General features: G+C 61.0%; 17 protein-coding genes. 5 read left to right on the forward strand and 12 right to left on the reverse strand.

All coding sequences use genetic code 11. The features are described from left to right. Positions 1-38 precede the first annotated feature (38 nt). The 10 genes from GEOBRER4_RS19155 to GEOBRER4_RS19200 form a co-directional block, all read right to left on the reverse strand. Entirely contained in the window at positions 39-1,118 is a 1,080-nt protein-coding gene (locus GEOBRER4_RS19155) for a class I SAM-dependent methyltransferase (RefSeq protein WP_185243585.1), read from the reverse strand. 144 nt (positions 1,119-1,262) lie between these two features. Next, positions 1,263-2,792: a methyl-accepting chemotaxis protein gene (locus GEOBRER4_RS19160; protein WP_185243586.1), complete on the reverse strand. Its 1,530-nt coding sequence runs from the start codon at positions 2,790-2,792 to the stop codon at positions 1,263-1,265. Beyond that, positions 2,785-3,255 (reverse strand): hydrogenase maturation protease, encoded by a 471-nt coding sequence (locus GEOBRER4_RS19165; RefSeq protein WP_085814659.1) that lies wholly within the window; start codon positions 3,253-3,255, stop codon positions 2,785-2,787. The genes GEOBRER4_RS19160 and GEOBRER4_RS19165 overlap by 8 nt, the downstream gene beginning before the upstream one ends. Next, a complete protein-coding gene (locus GEOBRER4_RS19170; RefSeq protein WP_185243587.1) occupies positions 3,228-3,683 on the reverse strand; it encodes a hypothetical protein in 456 nt (151 codons plus the stop codon). The genes GEOBRER4_RS19165 and GEOBRER4_RS19170 overlap by 28 nt, the downstream gene beginning before the upstream one ends. Then, on the reverse strand, positions 3,680-3,934 hold the full coding sequence (locus tag GEOBRER4_RS19175; RefSeq protein WP_185243588.1) for a 4Fe-4S dicluster domain-containing protein: 255 nt from the start codon (positions 3,932-3,934) through the stop codon (positions 3,680-3,682). The genes GEOBRER4_RS19170 and GEOBRER4_RS19175 overlap by 4 nt, the downstream gene beginning before the upstream one ends. A 3-nt stretch (positions 3,935-3,937) precedes the next feature. After that, positions 3,938-5,353 (reverse strand): Ni/Fe hydrogenase subunit alpha, encoded by a 1,416-nt coding sequence (locus tag GEOBRER4_RS19180; protein ID WP_226377839.1) that lies wholly within the window; start codon positions 5,351-5,353, stop codon positions 3,938-3,940. Next, positions 5,350-6,297, reverse strand: a complete 948-nt coding sequence (locus GEOBRER4_RS19185) for an NADH-quinone oxidoreductase subunit B family protein (RefSeq protein WP_185243590.1) — start codon at positions 6,295-6,297, stop codon at positions 5,350-5,352. Before GEOBRER4_RS19185 ends, GEOBRER4_RS19180 begins: the two co-directional genes overlap by 4 nt. A 21-nt stretch (positions 6,298-6,318) precedes the next feature. Then, positions 6,319-6,813 carry a hypothetical protein gene (locus GEOBRER4_RS19190; RefSeq protein WP_185243591.1) on the reverse strand — a complete coding sequence of 165 codons (495 nt, stop codon included), beginning with the start codon at positions 6,811-6,813 and terminating at the stop codon, positions 6,319-6,321. A 10-nt stretch (positions 6,814-6,823) separates the two neighbouring features. Then, positions 6,824-7,249, reverse strand: coding sequence for a chemotaxis protein CheW (locus GEOBRER4_RS19195; protein WP_085814654.1), 426 nt, complete (start codon positions 7,247-7,249; stop codon positions 6,824-6,826). Between the two features lie 410 nt (positions 7,250-7,659). Then, entirely contained in the window at positions 7,660-8,448 is a 789-nt protein-coding gene (locus GEOBRER4_RS19200) for a DUF5020 family protein (RefSeq protein ID WP_185243592.1), read from the reverse strand. A gap of 228 nt (positions 8,449-8,676) precedes the next feature. Between GEOBRER4_RS19200 and GEOBRER4_RS19205 the strand changes: the two genes are divergently transcribed. Then, positions 8,677-9,576, forward strand: a complete 900-nt coding sequence (locus GEOBRER4_RS19205; RefSeq protein ID WP_185243593.1) for a protoglobin domain-containing protein — start codon at positions 8,677-8,679, stop codon at positions 9,574-9,576. A 91-nt stretch (positions 9,577-9,667) separates the two neighbouring features. Here GEOBRER4_RS19205 and GEOBRER4_RS19210 read toward each other — a convergent pair whose 3' ends face one another. Next, complete coding sequence (locus tag GEOBRER4_RS19210) at positions 9,668-10,036, reverse strand: DUF3135 domain-containing protein (RefSeq protein ID WP_185243594.1); 369 nt, start codon at positions 10,034-10,036, stop codon at positions 9,668-9,670. 313 nt (positions 10,037-10,349) lie between these two features. Between GEOBRER4_RS19210 and GEOBRER4_RS19215 the strand changes: the two genes are divergently transcribed. Together GEOBRER4_RS19215 and GEOBRER4_RS19220 are read left to right on the forward strand one after the other, a co-directional pair. Further along, the gene (locus GEOBRER4_RS19215; RefSeq protein WP_085814650.1) at positions 10,350-10,568 is read left to right on the forward strand and encodes a hypothetical protein; all 219 of its coding nucleotides are present in this window, start codon (positions 10,350-10,352) and stop codon (positions 10,566-10,568) included. 110 nt (positions 10,569-10,678) lie between these two features. After that, positions 10,679-11,599, forward strand: coding sequence for a cation diffusion facilitator family transporter (locus GEOBRER4_RS19220; protein WP_085814649.1), 921 nt, complete (start codon positions 10,679-10,681; stop codon positions 11,597-11,599). 84 nt (positions 11,600-11,683) lie between these two features. Here the strand turns inward: GEOBRER4_RS19220 and GEOBRER4_RS19225 are convergent, their stop codons facing one another. Then, positions 11,684-12,283 (reverse strand): TetR/AcrR family transcriptional regulator, encoded by a 600-nt coding sequence (locus GEOBRER4_RS19225; protein ID WP_185243595.1) that lies wholly within the window; start codon positions 12,281-12,283, stop codon positions 11,684-11,686. A 163-nt stretch (positions 12,284-12,446) separates the two neighbouring features. Between GEOBRER4_RS19225 and GEOBRER4_RS19230 the strand changes: the two genes are divergently transcribed. Next, positions 12,447-14,009 carry an acetyl-CoA hydrolase/transferase C-terminal domain-containing protein gene (locus GEOBRER4_RS19230; RefSeq protein ID WP_185243596.1) on the forward strand — a complete coding sequence of 521 codons (1,563 nt, stop codon included), beginning with the start codon at positions 12,447-12,449 and terminating at the stop codon, positions 14,007-14,009. Positions 14,010-14,149: 140 nt separating this feature from the next. Then, on the forward strand, positions 14,150-14,557 hold the full coding sequence (locus tag GEOBRER4_RS19235; protein WP_185243597.1) for a PaaI family thioesterase: 408 nt from the start codon (positions 14,150-14,152) through the stop codon (positions 14,555-14,557). The last annotated feature ends 265 nt before the right edge of the window (positions 14,558-14,822 follow it).

Consider the following 14,822-nt stretch of genomic DNA (forward strand, 5'->3'; position numbering starts at 1 on the left):
GTTCGGAAACCATGCGGTATTTCAGGAAAGCGGAAGGATCAGCTCCGGCAGCGTAAAAGGAAGAGCTTCTCCGCGTAACTCTCCGCCATAGCCAATTCCTCCGGTGAGAGTGCTGCGGCGGGGACGGGTTTCTTGAAGCGGCGTAGAAAAGCGCAATCACGGCGAGTCAGCGGCTGGTTTGCCTCCCCCAGGCGCCCGGCTATCAGCAAGGGCGTCAGGTGCGGCCGCGACAGCACCCCCTCAAGACAACGGTTGAGCCGGAAGCTTCCCCCCTCCGAGCATCCCCCCCTGACATCCTTCCCCAGGTAGAGCACGAAGTTCCCCGGGCTCTCGCGCCGTTCCTCCATCTCCCTGATCCTGGCCGCCTCCTGTTCCGGGTCGGAGAGGGCGCCGCGGTGAGCGAACAGAAGCGGCTTGAGCCCACTCCCCCCCACGAGATCCAGGAAACGGTCGATCTTGAAGCTGGTAACCAGGGGGTGCAGCAGCGCATCCGCGAGCCCCGATCGCGACGACACCTCCTCCGACTGCTCGAAGAATTCCCGCAGGCGCGATCCTTTCCTGCTGCGGGCGACCATCTGCAACACATGTTCGGGGGAGCGCACCCGCAAAAGACGCAGCGCCCGCCGGATCGAGTCTTCCTCCCAGCGGGTATAGGTGCTGTAGACCATCACCCGCAGTATCCCCCCCTCTCCCAGCCTCTTTCCCAAGGCGACAAGTCCCGCCAGCGGGTCTTCCAGGTGGTGCAGCACCCCGTAGCAGTCGATGAACCCGAAAGGTCCGGGGGCAATGAGCGGGTCGAGAAGGTCCCCCGCGAGAAACTCAGGGCGCGTCATGCCGTGCAGCAGGCAGTGCAGCCGTGCACGGCGCAGGCTTTTATCCGAGAGGTCGAGGGCGGTGATGGCGCTGCCAGGGTTGGCGAGGGCAAAGGGATAGGGGGCGAAGCTGCCGCAGCCGGCAATGAGGATGCGGCGCAGGTGGTCCGGAGGTAGTTCGCCGTTGAACCGGGCCCAAAGGGCTTCCAGGTTGTTGGCGTATGTGTCGCAGCGGCGCACGGAGGCCAGGAGGGGGTAATCCGGGTAGGGGTACAGCTCGTAATGGCGGCGCACGCTGTCGGGCATGGCGGGCACTCTAGCAAGATCCTTCGCTCAGGGCAAGGCGGAACCGACCTGTCTGACCTGTCTGACCTGTCTGACCTGTCTGACCTGTCTGACCTGTCTGACCTGTCTGACCTGTCTGACCTGTGCGGCCTGTGTGGCCCCCGCTTAGAAGGTGAACCGGTTCACCATGGTGGAAAGCTTGGCGACCTGGGCCTCCAGCTCCTTCGCTGCCAGAAGCGAGTCGGCCGCGCCGGAGGCGTTCTTTTCGGTGACGCCGGTTATGTGGGCTGCCCGCGCGTTGATCTCCTCGATCCCCGCCGTCTGCCCTTCGATGCTTTGCAGGATATCGTCGGCAAAGCGGGCTATCGCCTGCGCCGCCTCAACCGCGCCTTCCAGCTCGCGATCGATCTCGCGGGAGATTACCACCCCTTGCCGCGCCAGATCCTGCGAGGACCTGGTGAGAGCCCCGGTGCTCTTCGCCGCGTCGGCCGACCTGACGGCAAGGGCGTGGATCTCGTCTGTCATCGCCTTGAATTCGTTGCCCGCCCCCTCGACGTGGGCCGCTTCGACCGCAGCATTCACTCCCAAAAGGTTCGAGAACCTGGCGATCTGCAGCAGGCTCGCTACCAGCGCGCCGAATTCCTCCTGGTGCTCCTGGCCCAGCTTCTTCTCGAACTCCTTCATCGCATTGGCCGTCTGGGAGCACTGCCGGGAGAGCTTGCGGATCTCCTGGGCCACGACACCGAAGCCGCCCGCCGAGATCCTCATCCGGGCCGCCTTCTCGACGGTGCTCCCGGCGAGGACCCCGGTCTCCTGGGCAATCCCGTCAATTTCCCCGGCTATGGAGGCGGTGCTTTCGGCCGCGCCGCTGATCTCGTCCATGGAGGCAAGCATCCGCCCCATGGCCTCCTTGGCCAGGCGGATCGCGTCCGATGCCTTCTTGGCGTCGGCATTGGCTTCCTTGGAACGCTGCGCGCTCTTCGTGGCGCTCTGGGAGAGCTGCGCGAGACTCACCGAGGTCTCCCCCAGCTCCTTGCTCTGCTCGCTCGCCCCCTGGGCGAAGGAGGAGCTGACGCTGGAGATGCGTCGCTCCACGTCCGAGACCAGTCCTACCGCCTCGGAGACCTGGGCTATGGCGTCGTTCAGCGCACCCGCCGTTGAGTTCATCGCCTTTCGGATCGCGGCATGCTCTCCCCGGTATTTCCCGCTCATCCTGCTTTTAAGGTCGTAGCGCGCCAGTCGCTCCAGCACCTCCCCCGCCTCGTGAATAGGTGCGATGACCGCGTCCAGGGTCCCGTTGAACCCTGCGATCAGCTCCTTCCAGACTCCCTGGTAATCCCAGTCGTTGCCGCGGGTCCTGAGCTTCCCCTCCCCGATGCTATCGGTCAGGTGCACCGCCTCGGCGTGGATGCCGTAGAGGATGGCCAAAAGGGTGTTGATGTCCTGCTTGATCTGGTGGAACTCGCCCTGGTACTCGTCGATCACGAACGGGGGGAGCTTGCCGTGGACGATCTCCTGCAGCGCGCCGCCGGCGAGCCGCAAGGGGGCGACCAGTGCGTCGATCATGCCGTTGATGAGGCTGACCGTTTCCACGTCGTCGCCCTTGAGCCCCTTGAGATCCGCGCGCACGTCGAGCTTTCCCGCCATCATCGCCTCGGAGAGCTCCTTCACCACCTGGTTCACCGCCTTACTCATGAACGCCTCCCTGTACCAGCCTGCGCACCTCCGCCACCGCGTGGTCGATGGCCCCTGCCACGGCGCCGGTCATGAACTCACGGGTCCGGTTGAAGCAGCGCCCCTCGATCCCCACGAGCGTCACCTGCTCCGGCATCTTCTCGGGAAACAGCAACCTGCCGATCTCGATGATCTCCCTCAAACCGACCCCGTGCACCGAGATCTCCGGCCCCGCCTCGGGGAGCTCCTGCCACGGTATCACGTGCACCGCCCCCGGGACCTCCCCCAGTTGCACCGCGTCGACCACGATCAGGTGCGCCTCCCCCTGCAGCATGGCAAGAAGGTCGAAACCGCCCACACCCAGGTACTCCAGCCGGGCCGCCAGCGGCTCAAGCCTTCGGTATACCTCGTAGCCCGCGGCATCGTCCGCCACCAGCTCGTTCCCTATGCAGACCACTATTGCGCTGTCGTTTTGAAGACGCATCGTTCACCCACCGATTCAGGAACCGACTTGACCGGGCGGCAGAGGAGCCCGTTCGCGATCCCGTCGAGATAGTAATGGAACAGGCGGCAGAGGGACTCGCCGGGCTCCTGTTTCCTCAGCCGGCACATCTCCCTCAGGATGCACCTGTCGAAGAGCAGCCGATTTTCCTCCAGGGAAAACTCGAACCCCGCCTGCATCTGCCGGGAAAGCGCCTCGATCACCTTTTCCAGGGTCGGCTCCGGTATTTCCAGCGGCAGCTTCTTCGCCGTGTCCCTCCCGGCGATCCTCCCCACCGGTGCAGTGTTCCCGCCCATGATGTTGTCGATGGTGCTGGCGAAGGCATCCAAGAGGAACGCCACCTCGTTGCGCGCCTTGTCGTAATCCTCGGCGGTCAGGTCGACGCTGTAGTTCTGGTCGCTCGTGTTCATAGGAATTTCCCCATCTTCCTGCAGAACTCCTCGTCCCGGTAGAAGTTCTTGACCAGGTGGAAGTCGCGGTGGGTGATCGCGCCGGAAGGGCAGATGTAGGCGCAGGAAAGGCAGGCGATGCAGTCTTCGGCGTGGTCGACGCTGCAAAGCCTTTTCTCCTCATCCAGTTTGAACACCTTGGTGGGGCAGATGTCGATGCACAGCTCGCACCCCCGGCAGGACTGCTCGTGTACCATGATCTCAACTGGCATCTCTTACCTCCGAAGGGTCTTGACCGTCTCGGCGCCCCGCCTGACCGCTATCTCCAGCGGCATCCGCCCGAGGGCGTGGGTGGCGCAGGAGAGGCAGGGGTCGTAGCAGCGGATGCTGAACTCGACGGCGTTCAGGAGCGCCCGGTCGTCGGGGCGGTCGATCACGTGGGACTGGGCGGACTGCTCGATGGAGCGGTTGATGAGGGAGTAGTTCTGCTGGGTCGCGACGATCAGGTTTGCCGCACGCACGATCCCCCGCTCGTCGATCTGGTAGTCGTGGATCAGCGTTCCCCGCGGCGCCTCGACGTGCCCCACTCCCCTCCCCCCCTGGAAGCGGACCGGGACCCGGGTCTCGCCGCCGATCGCCTTGTCGCGCAGGATCTCTCCCGCCCGCTCGACGGCCCATACGATCTCGATCAGCTTGGCGTAGGTCTGGAACACGGTGGTGTGGCAGGGAGCCCCGCCGAGGCGGGCGAACTCGGCGAACTCGGCGTCGGCGAGCTCGGTCCCGAAGCGGCGCGCCGCGTTCATCCGGGCCATGGGCCCCACCCGGTAGTCGTGCAGCTCGCCGTCGAGTTCCACCTGCACCTTCTTCATGTAGGACCACTCCACCACGGACTCGCGCAGGTACCGGTCGTAATCCTCGATGCCGAACTCGACACGGGTGGCGCCGGTATCGTCGATGACGCGGAGCTTCCCCGCGATCAGGGAGACCCCTTCATCCTGCACTGTTCCCATGCCGAAGCTGGGTACGATCCACTTCTCCCCCATCTCCGGGTGCGCCTCCAGCGCCCGCATCAGGAGCCCCTTCACCGCCGGAACCACCTGCGGCAGCACCCCTCGCGCCTCGTCCACCCACTCCTTGAGCGCCTTTAGCTTCTCCTGGTCGAGGGTAAAGGCGATGCCGCCGGCAACCGAGGTCACCGGGTGCGTCCCCCTCCCCCCCACCATCTCGTTGATCTTCTGGCCGATGCTCCGCAGGCGCAGCGCGAGTTTCGCGAGCTCCGGGTTCGCCTGCACGATACCCACGATGTTCCGGACCCCCGGGTCCGCGTCGAGCCCGAGTACCAGGTCCGGCCCCTGGAGCACGAAGATGGACAGCGAGTGCGAGTGGATGATGTGCCCAAGGTACATCAGCTCCCGCAAAAGGAGCGCTGCCGGGGGGGGCGTGACCCCTGCCGCGTGGTCCAGAGCGTTACAGGCGGCAATGTGGTGCGCCGTGGGGCAGACCCCGCAGATGCGGGCAGTCACGTGCGGCATCCGGTCCGCCTCCATCCCGATCAGGATCTTCTCGAAGCCGCGCAGCTCGTTCACCACAAGCCCCGCGCTTTCCAGCGCCCCGGCCTCGTCCAGGTTGATGAACACCTTCGCGTGCCCCTCGATCCGGGTCACCGGGTCTATCTTCAAAGTTCGCTTCATCGGCATCCCCCGGCCTCGTAATCCGCCTGCTCGTCCTCGATCCAGCGCTTGATCTGAAAGGTGGGCTTGCAGCCGATCATCGAGGCGGCCATGGTGTAGGAGTAATGGGACTTGGAGGAGCGCTCGATCGAGCTGACGATCTCGTCCCGGTCTATCTTGGTGAGCCGCGACATGCGGTCGGCGATCTCGGTCCTGATGTCGCGGTTGGGTTCGGTGAGGATCTGCATGGTGGCCCCGGCGCAGCCGGTGCAGGGGACGCCGTTGGTGGGACAGGGGGCGAGGCAGCGGTCGATGGTAACCGACCCCATGCAGGTGTACCCCTGGCTCAGGAAGCAGCGCTCCGGGTCGGGGATCCCGTCGAAGCTCGACCTGATTTCGGAGACCTCGGTCTTCTCCATGCTCCGCTTGCACTTGGCGCAGACCGAGCGGCGGCTTACTTCCGGCTCCCTTCCCGCAACGAGGGCGGTCAGCGCCTCGAAGATGAAGGCCGGGTGCGGCGGGCAGCCGGGAAGGTAGAAGTCGACCGGGATCACGGTGTCCAGAGGCGAAACCACAGATTCGAGCGGCGAGACCTCGCGGTTTGGGGGGGGAGCGGGAATCGTGGTCTTGTTCTCCAGGTAGACCGCCGCCGCTATCTCCTCCGGGGTATGGATATTCCCCGCCCCCGCCGGGCCGCCAAAGACGGCGCAGGAGCCCCAGGCGATGACGATGTCGCAGGATTCGCGCATCTTGAGGGCTGCGTGCCGGTCGTGCTCGTTGCGTATGGCGCCCGACACCAGCCCGACAGTCGCGGGGGGGTACCCCTTGATGTCGGTCAGCACCGGGCAGCGCTGGATGCGCACCGCCTCCAGCACGTTCAGGATCTTCTCGTGCAGGTCGACAATGGCGACGTGGCACCCGGAACAGTCGCTCAGCCACTCCGTGTTGACGGTAACTTCACCCATGAAACCCTCCCGGCGCAAAGACTATGGATTTCGTACCACGAGCTTCTTGTAACAGGCGTTCTCGCCGGCGTGCACGATCTCCAGGGACGACTCGCGCCCCATGATGTTCTGGAGCGCACCGGCGAAGAAGCCGTACATCATGTTGCAAAGCGATCCCTTCTGGACGTGCCCGAAGCGAAACAGCGACTGGCGGATCATGCAGTCCCGGAAGACCAGCATCACCTCCAGCCCCTCCTCCCCCTGCCGCACCATTTCCTTTTGATCGTGGGTCTTGAACGGCTCGAAGAGCCAGAGGTAGTCGTTTTGCTCCAGGACCCGCCTGGTCGCCGCCAGCGCCTCGTCTATCTCCCCGGTCCTCGGGACCCCCTGCGAAAGCTTCTTCCCCAGGTTCACCCCGGCAAGGTACGAGATGTTGCCGGCCGATTCGCCTATGGCCTGTTCCGTTCCCGACGCTATGGCCCCGAGAAAGACCATCGCGTCCTGCAGGGCCAGCCTGTCGTTGCTTTTTGTCTCCATGGAGTGCTCCTCAAGCTAAATGCTTCAGATTCATGACCACGACGAGCCTTGGTCCCAGCGACAGGATCCCTTCCATCCAGGGCTCCGACCCAACCTCCAGCGGGGGGAGGATGTCCCCCCTTGCCACCCGGATCACGTCGGTCACCTCGTCGATGACAAAACCGGTAAGCACCCCGGCGAAATCCATCACCGCGATGCAGTTCGACTCTTCCACCGCACTGTCGGGGAGGCCGAACCTCTTCTTCAAGGACACTATGGGCACGATGCTCCCTCTGAGGTCGATCACCCCTTCCACGTGGCTCGGGGCGTTGGCCAACTTGGTGACGTCGGTCAAGTCCACGATCTCGCGGACGTCCATGACGTCGACGCCGTACTCCTCGCTCCCGAGGAGGAAGGTGACCATCTGGATATCGGCGGCTGACGAGGTAGTTTTCAAACTATCCCCCTGTCTGTGCTGCGGGAAAAATTGGATGCTCTGTCTTTGGCTTCGGGTATCTCAAAGTCAGTTGAAGAGATGGCGGGGAGAATGACTGCCGGGAGGCAAACTGAAACGGCGTTCGGCAAATGAGATATGGGGGACTTATCGGGAGCGATTTGCCTTACTTAAATTTTATTTTTTAACAGGAACAGATAATTTGAGGCTTAAAATGCCCAATCCCGCCATTCCGTATACGGGATAATTCGAAGCAGAACCTTCGGTTTCTCCCGTACGGGTTCAGCAGTCGTACATTTGCTTCACGTAAGCCTGACTTGGCAAAAGCAAAATTAAAGAAAGGCCCAAAGGCTTTGCGCCTCTGGGCCTTCATTTTGTCACTGCGGCCGGTCTGCGAAACAGCGGTTAATTTGTTACAGCACCCATTTCACCATGACCTGCGGCGCGTACTCGTTGATGCCGCTGAAACCGTACTTGTTGCGCCAGTAGATGAACTCGGTCCCCACGAAGAGGTTGCCCGGCGAGCCCCAGAATTTGCCGGCGTCGAGCAAAAGGCGCGGTTGGGCGTCGATGTTGAAGGCGGAGTTCCCTTCGCTCCCGGCGATATCGATGAACCCTTCGCAGACGAAGTTCGCCTTGCCGATGTTGAACGGGACCTGCCATGCCGGGGTCACCTGGTAGGTGACACCTTCCTTGTCCATGCTGTTGCGCACGTACAGGTTCAAGTCCGCGAAGTTGAACTTGGGGAGGTTGAGGCTCAAGCCCATGCCGTAGAGGTAGTTGTGGAATCCCCCGCCCGACGGGTAGGTGCCCACCTCCAGGGTGCCGGCCAGGAGCACGTCCTTGATCAGCGGAGCGGAGAGGTCCAGCCCGGTGATCTTTCCGAGGCTGAGCCTCGGGGAGATCTCGCCGTACAGGGAGATGTCGTCTTCGGTGGGATTGGTGATGTCTACGAAGAGGAAGTTGTCGCCGTACTTCCAGGCGTCGGCATGTTCGATGGTGATGGTGGCCTGGTTGTTGTCCTTCTCTCCAGTCGGCGCGATCCTGAAGTTGTCGCCCCAAAGGTACTGGAGGTTCGTTTCCTGCCACAGCGCCGCTCCGGCGCTCGCCTTTTCGGGCGCGGCAAACGGCAGCAGCAGGGCTACTGCCAAGGTAACGGTTTTCAGGCTTCTGGACAGGGAACTGCGGATGGATCTTTTCATCAGGTGCTCTCTCCTTTGGATTCCATGCTTGCTCTGCTGCAAAAGGCGGCTGAAACTAGCACATTTTTCGGTTTGATTCACCTTTTTTTGGTCACATTAAACAAAGGCAACACTCCTCCTGCACGGCCGTCGACAGGCACATCGGTATACAAACATGGCAAAAGGCTGCGGCTATGCTAGCATTCAAAGGTCTTTGACTGAATGAGACTTTAAAAGCAGGAGCTTTGAATGCTGACAATGCAGGAAATAAAGAGCCACTACTACTTCACCGATACCGATGCGAAGCTTCTGGAAGAGTTGCTTCCCCTGGCCCGGCAGAACTGCGAGGCCATGGTTGAGGAATTCTACGGTTACCTTTTGAAGATTCCGGAGACCGCCGCATTCCTGCGGGATCCCAAGGATCTCCAGAAACTGCGCCAGACCCACGCGCAGTGGTTCCTGTCGCTTTTCTGCGGCAGGTACGACAACGGCTACATGATCACGCTGCAGGGGATCGGACAGGCGCATGTGCGGATCAAGGTGAGCGCGCATTACGTTAATGCGGCGATGAACGTGGTGCGCAGGTTTCTCATCGAGCTGCTCCAGGCGAACTTCCCGGAGATCGAGGCCCGACGCAAGTACCGCATCGCGGTGGAGAAGATCCTCGACATAAACCTCGACATCATGAGCACCTCGTATCAGGAGGAGGAACTGCGCAAGGTGTTCGTCTCGCACCGGCTGGAATCGAAGTTGATCCACGCCGCCGAACGCTTCACCTACGGCCTCAACCTCATTCTGGTCGTGGCGCTGATCATCGTGTCATTGTCGGTAGTGGGCTTGTTTTTCTGGGACCTGGTGCACGTATTCAGCGGGAGCATGGAGAAGGGGATCCTGTCGGCGCTGGGTTCTTTGCTCATCCTCTGGATGATGATCGAGTTGATGGATAACGAGATCAAGACGCTCAAAGGAGGCAAGTTCAACATCCTCATCTTCATCGGGGTGATCATCGTGGCACTGATCCGCGAGATCCTGATCTCGACGCTGCGCCACGACGCCCTGGAAACGCAGGCGTTCCTGGCCGGGACCCTGCTCATCCTGGGTATAGTCTACTTCCTTGTGGCCAAAAGCCAGAACGGCAACATCCACTAGGGTCGCACCCTCAAGATCCCTGGAACCGCAAAAGGAAAGGGCACCTAAGCCGGTGCCCTTTTCTTTGCGCGTTTTCAATTCCTTTCCAGCTTTACCCCACATCCTGCTTTTTCCGGGGCTCGCCGCCGTTTTTCGCATCCACCGCCGCCCCTGTCACTGCCTGAACCAGCTTTTTGCAGGTGGAGACGAGCTTCGACAACTTGCCATCCTCGCCGTAGATCTTGTCGTAGAAGATGTTCTCCATGACATGCATCCTGGCTATAGGCGTCTTTGCCTTTCTGAGCTGCATATCGATGGTCCATTGCAACTGCTGGAGCCTCAGGCTCTGTTCGGGGGTCCTCGCTGTGCAGGCTGTTTTGATGGCCTCTGCTGCGAGCTGATCGAACAGAGCAGGATTTTCCTGGTACAGCCTGCGCATTTCAGCTGGAGTGTAAAGACTCAGGAGAGATTTAGTACTCATGGCATCCTCCGTCGTACCCCTCGACTCTGTATCGGGTATCAGGGTAACACGTACAGAAGCATTTATTTCCTCTAACTCTGCCTCAATAAAGAAATTAATGCCAGCATTTTCGCATACTCCTACCAGGCTGCGCAGCTTATTGATAAATCGCCGGTTCAGCCCGGTCTTCGCGCTTGGACGCCTGGCAATTAAAATAACCTATTGCGCAGAAGGCGACTTCGGTTTATATTCCCGCACCGCCTACGGGAATTTTGGCACAGGGTGCGTCGCAGGATTGCCAGGCGGCGGCCAATTCATCACAGGAGGGGAAAAGATGCCTGATTGCGAACTTCTTTCCGGTTGCATCTTCTTCAACGACCGGATGGCGAACATGCCTTCTACCAGCAACGTCTTCAAAATGATGTACTGCAACGACAATTTCGAAGGGTGCGCGCGCTATACCGTCCGCAAGGAGGCCGGCAAGGAAAACGTGCCGGAAGACCTCTTCCCGAACCAGATGGACAGGGCCAAGCAGATCCTCAACAAAGGTTGACGTCCGCTTTGGGGAAGTAGTATTGGAAGTCGAAGGCCGCGGTAGACCCGGGGCCTTTTTTCATGGGGCAGCCGCAGGGTTATGAAGCGGCCAGTTGGAAAGGTAAGAAGATGGTTTCAAAAGAACACGACCACATGAAGCGGAGAGCGGCGCGGTTCTCGGTGCTCTCCAACACCTTGCTGGTGGCCGCGAAACTCGTGGTCGGCCTCGTCTCCGGTTCCGTTTCTGTGCTTTCCGAGGCGATTCACTCCGGCATCGACCTCGTCGCCGCCGTCATCGCTTGGTACTCGGTGCGGGAGTCGGCGAAGCCCGCCGACGACGATCATCATTTCGGCCACGGCAAAATCGAGAACGTCGCCGGCACCATCGAGGCTCTCCTGATCTTCGGCGCCGCCTTCTACATCATCTACGAGGCGGTCCACAAGCTGAAGACGGGGGTGGTCGTCGTCGAGAACCTGGGGCTCGGCGCCTCGGTAATGGCCGTCTCGGCCGTCGCCAACTACCTGGTGTCCCGGCACCTGCTTAACGTCGCCGCGGCCACCGACTCGGTAGCGCTCGAAGCCGACGCCATGCACCTGCGTACCGACGTCTACACCTCGGCCGGCGTCCTTGGAGGTCTTGTCCTCATCAAGCTGACCGGGATAGCCCTCCTCGACCCGATAGTCGCCATCGTGGTCGCCCTCATGATCATCAAGGCAGCCTGGGACCTCACGAAGAGCGCCTTTTTCCATATCCTGGACGTGAAACTGCCCGAGGACGAGGAAGCCGTGATCCACGATGCGCTGGAGAACCACCGCCAGCAGTTCATCGAGTACCACAAGCTGCGCACGCGCAAGTCGGGTCACCTCCGGCATATCGACATGCATCTGGTGGTCCCCAGACAGATGACGGTCGAAAGCGGCCATGCGCTAAGTCACGAGATCTCCGCGGATATCGAGAAGAACCTCGCGTACAGTCACGTCCTGGTCCACATAGAGCCCTGCCCAGGGGGCTGCGACAGATGCGCCATCGAGTGCCCCAAAGTGAGCTAGCAAGCTGACGGATGTGACGGGGAGAGAAACGGGAGGGGGGCGCGAGGCAGGAGACAGTTGTTGCGACACTTCCAAGGGGCGGGGTCATCTGCCTGGGACGCCGACCCCGCAAGTGAAGATCTCGAGGTACTGACGCACCAGCAGTTCGTCCTTTTCCGGAGTATGGTTGATCAGGTTCTTGGTCGCCAGGCTGCTCAGGAAGAAATAATTGACCATCCCCGCCAGCGCCAGGGCCGCGTTGGTCGGGTCGACATCCTCCCTGAACTTCTTCTGCCGGATCCCCTCCTCGATCACCCCGGCCATGGTCACGATCACCTCATCTATAACCGGCATTACCAAAGGCTCGAAAAAAGGCGTGGGGTTGGTCAACTCGCTCGTATAAAAGCGCAGCAGGTACGGGTTGTTCCTGTGACGCCGAAAGGTCCAAAGCAGATAGCTCTCCACCATCGCCACCGGGTCCGTCACGCGCTCCCTGATCTCGTGGATCTCCTTGAAGCAGTCGAACTGCTGCCGCAACACCTCCTGGTAGAGCCCTTCCTTGCTGCCGAAATGGTAGGAAATCATCGAGATGCTGGTCCCCGCCGCCAGCGACAGTTCCCGGATACTCACGCCGTGCAGCCCCTTCTCCGAGAACAGCCGTGTTCCCACCTCCATAAGCTTCTTGTGGCACTCAGTTTTTTCCATGACGACTCCGGCAGATAGGGTATTGGGGCGTAGAGAGTAGCAAAATCGCGAGGGAAATACCAATTTTATTGCAAACAAAACGGCGTGCTGTTATGTTGTATTCGAACGAACGTTCGACACTAAACGCGCTGGAAACACGCGAAATAGCTAATCAGGAGGGAAGATGTCCGAATTGCACAGCAGAATCAGGAAGTCCAGCCTTCACGCCAGGATCAAGCCGGTGGATGATGTTATCCCCATGTTCAAGAACGGGATGAACGTAGGTTGGTCCGGGTTCACCCCAGCAGGGTACCCGAAGATGGTCCCCATTGCGCTCGCGGACCACGTGGAAAAGAACCAGCTGCAGGGAAAATTGAGGTTCAACCTTTTCATCGGCGCCTCCGTCGGTGTCGAGACCGAGGACCGCTGGGCCTCCCTGGACATGATCGACCGCCGCTGGCCCTACCAGACCGGGAAGAACATCCAGGCCGGCATCAACGAGGGGCGCATCCGCATGGGTGACAAGCACCTCTCCATGTTCGCCCAGGACCTGGGCTATGGCTTCTACACCAAGGACAACGGCGGCCGGCTCGACATCGCGATCATAGAGTGCTCTGCGATAACCGAAAACGGCGACCTGGTGCTCACCGCCTCCTGCGGCGCCGTTCCTGAGATCGTGCAGATCGCCGACAAGATCATCATCGAGATCAACACCTCGATCCCGAGCTTTGAGGGTCTGCACGACATCGTCGAGCCGATCGCTCCCCCTAACCGCCTCCCCTACCTGATCTGCCGCGTCGACGACCGTGCCGGCTCCCCCTACGTCCGTGTTGACAACGACAAGATCGTCGCCATCGTCGAGTCCAACCGCCCCGACAACGGCCGCGCCTTCAGCGAGCAGGACGACACCTCCGAAGCCATCGCCAACAACATCATCGAGTTCTTCTCCAACGAGGTGAAGCTGGGAAGGCTGCCGAAAAACCTGCTGCCGCTGCAGTCCGGCGTAGGCTCCATCGCCAACGCCGTCATCGGGGGTCTGGCCAACGGCCCGTTCTCCGGCCTCAAGGTCTGGACCGAGGTGCTGCAGGACACCATGCTCGACTTCTTCGACTCCGGCAAGCTCGACTTCGCCTCCACCGTCTCGCTCTCCTTCTCGGTCGACGGCTTCAAGCGCTTCTACGACAACTGGGACAAGTACAGCGACAAGGTGATGATGCGTCCGCTCTCCATCGCCAACCACCCCGAGCCGATCCGCCGCCTGGGCTGCATCGCGATGAACACCCCGGTGGAGTTCGACATCTACGCTCACGCTAACTCCACGCTGGTCGGCGGGACCCGCATGATCAACGGCATCGGCGGTTCCGGCGACTTCCTCAGGAACGCGTACCTCTCCATCATGCACACCCCGTCGGCGCGTCCGACCAAGACCGACCCGACCGGCATCACCTGCGTCGTGCCGCACGTGCCGCACGTCGACCACACCGAGCACGACCTGGACGTGCTGGTCACCGAGCAGGGTCTCGCCGACCTGCGCGGCCTCGACCCGAAAAGCCGCGCCAAGCTCATCATCGAGAAGTGCGCACACCCCGACTACAAGCCGCTTTTGCAGGATTACTTCGAGCGCGCGGCCAAGGACTGCCTGGGGAGAAAGGCCGGCCACGAGCCGCAGCTTCTCGACCGCGTCTTCAAGATGCAGGTGAACCTGGCCCAGAAAGGGACCATGAAGATCGACAGCTGGGACATCTAGGTTCAAGTCATCAGTCGACAAATGACGGCAGGGGGGTCTTAGACCTCCCTGTCGTTTTTTTTTGCACCGAGGATCGGCAAAATGTTTGACGAGCGTGGTGCAAAAGGGTTAAATCACACGATTTAGAAGGAGGATCCGTAATGGCAAGCAAGATCGATCCGGCGACCCTGGAATCCGGCAGCGCCATCTCGATGCTGAAGACGCTGAACATCCAGCTGAAGGAGATCGGGGTGAGCCACGCCTTGATGGAGGTGACGGTCTCCGATATCCATAAGAACTACCTTGGCGGCGCGCACGGCGGGCTGATCGCTACGCTCATCGACACGGTTTCCTTTTTCCCGAAGCCGCTGCTTCCCTCCGGCAAGCCATGCACGACCACCAACTTAAGCGTCAACTATCTTCGGCCCGCCGCTGTGGGCGATCAACTGACCGCCCGCGCTGAACTATTGCACCTGGGACGCAGGATGGCGAGCGTCGCAGTGACGGTAAAGAACCAGCATGGAAAGCTGGTAGCCCACGGCACGACGACGCTCATGATCGAGCCTTAGCTCTCTCGATGCCACTGGAGCACCACCGGTTCCCCTTCCCTGGAACTTGTGCGAACGGCGCCTCAAGCAATGTCATAGCCCCGTCTGGAGAGCTGGATCAGCAGCGGCCTTTCAGGCTATAAGCGTTGCCATCTTTTTGTACAGTGTGCCGCGAGCTTTGTTCCTGGCACCGGTTGCCTTTTTCGACACGCGAGCAGCAGTTGCAGCCCCCGACCGAAGTATCTTATTTCCGCATCTCTTAAGTTGAACAGTACAGAGAAAGCTT

The sequence above is a fragment of the Citrifermentans bremense genome (assembly GCF_014218275.1).
Taxonomy (GTDB): Bacteria; Desulfobacterota; Desulfuromonadia; order Geobacterales; family Geobacteraceae; genus Geomonas; species Geomonas pelophila.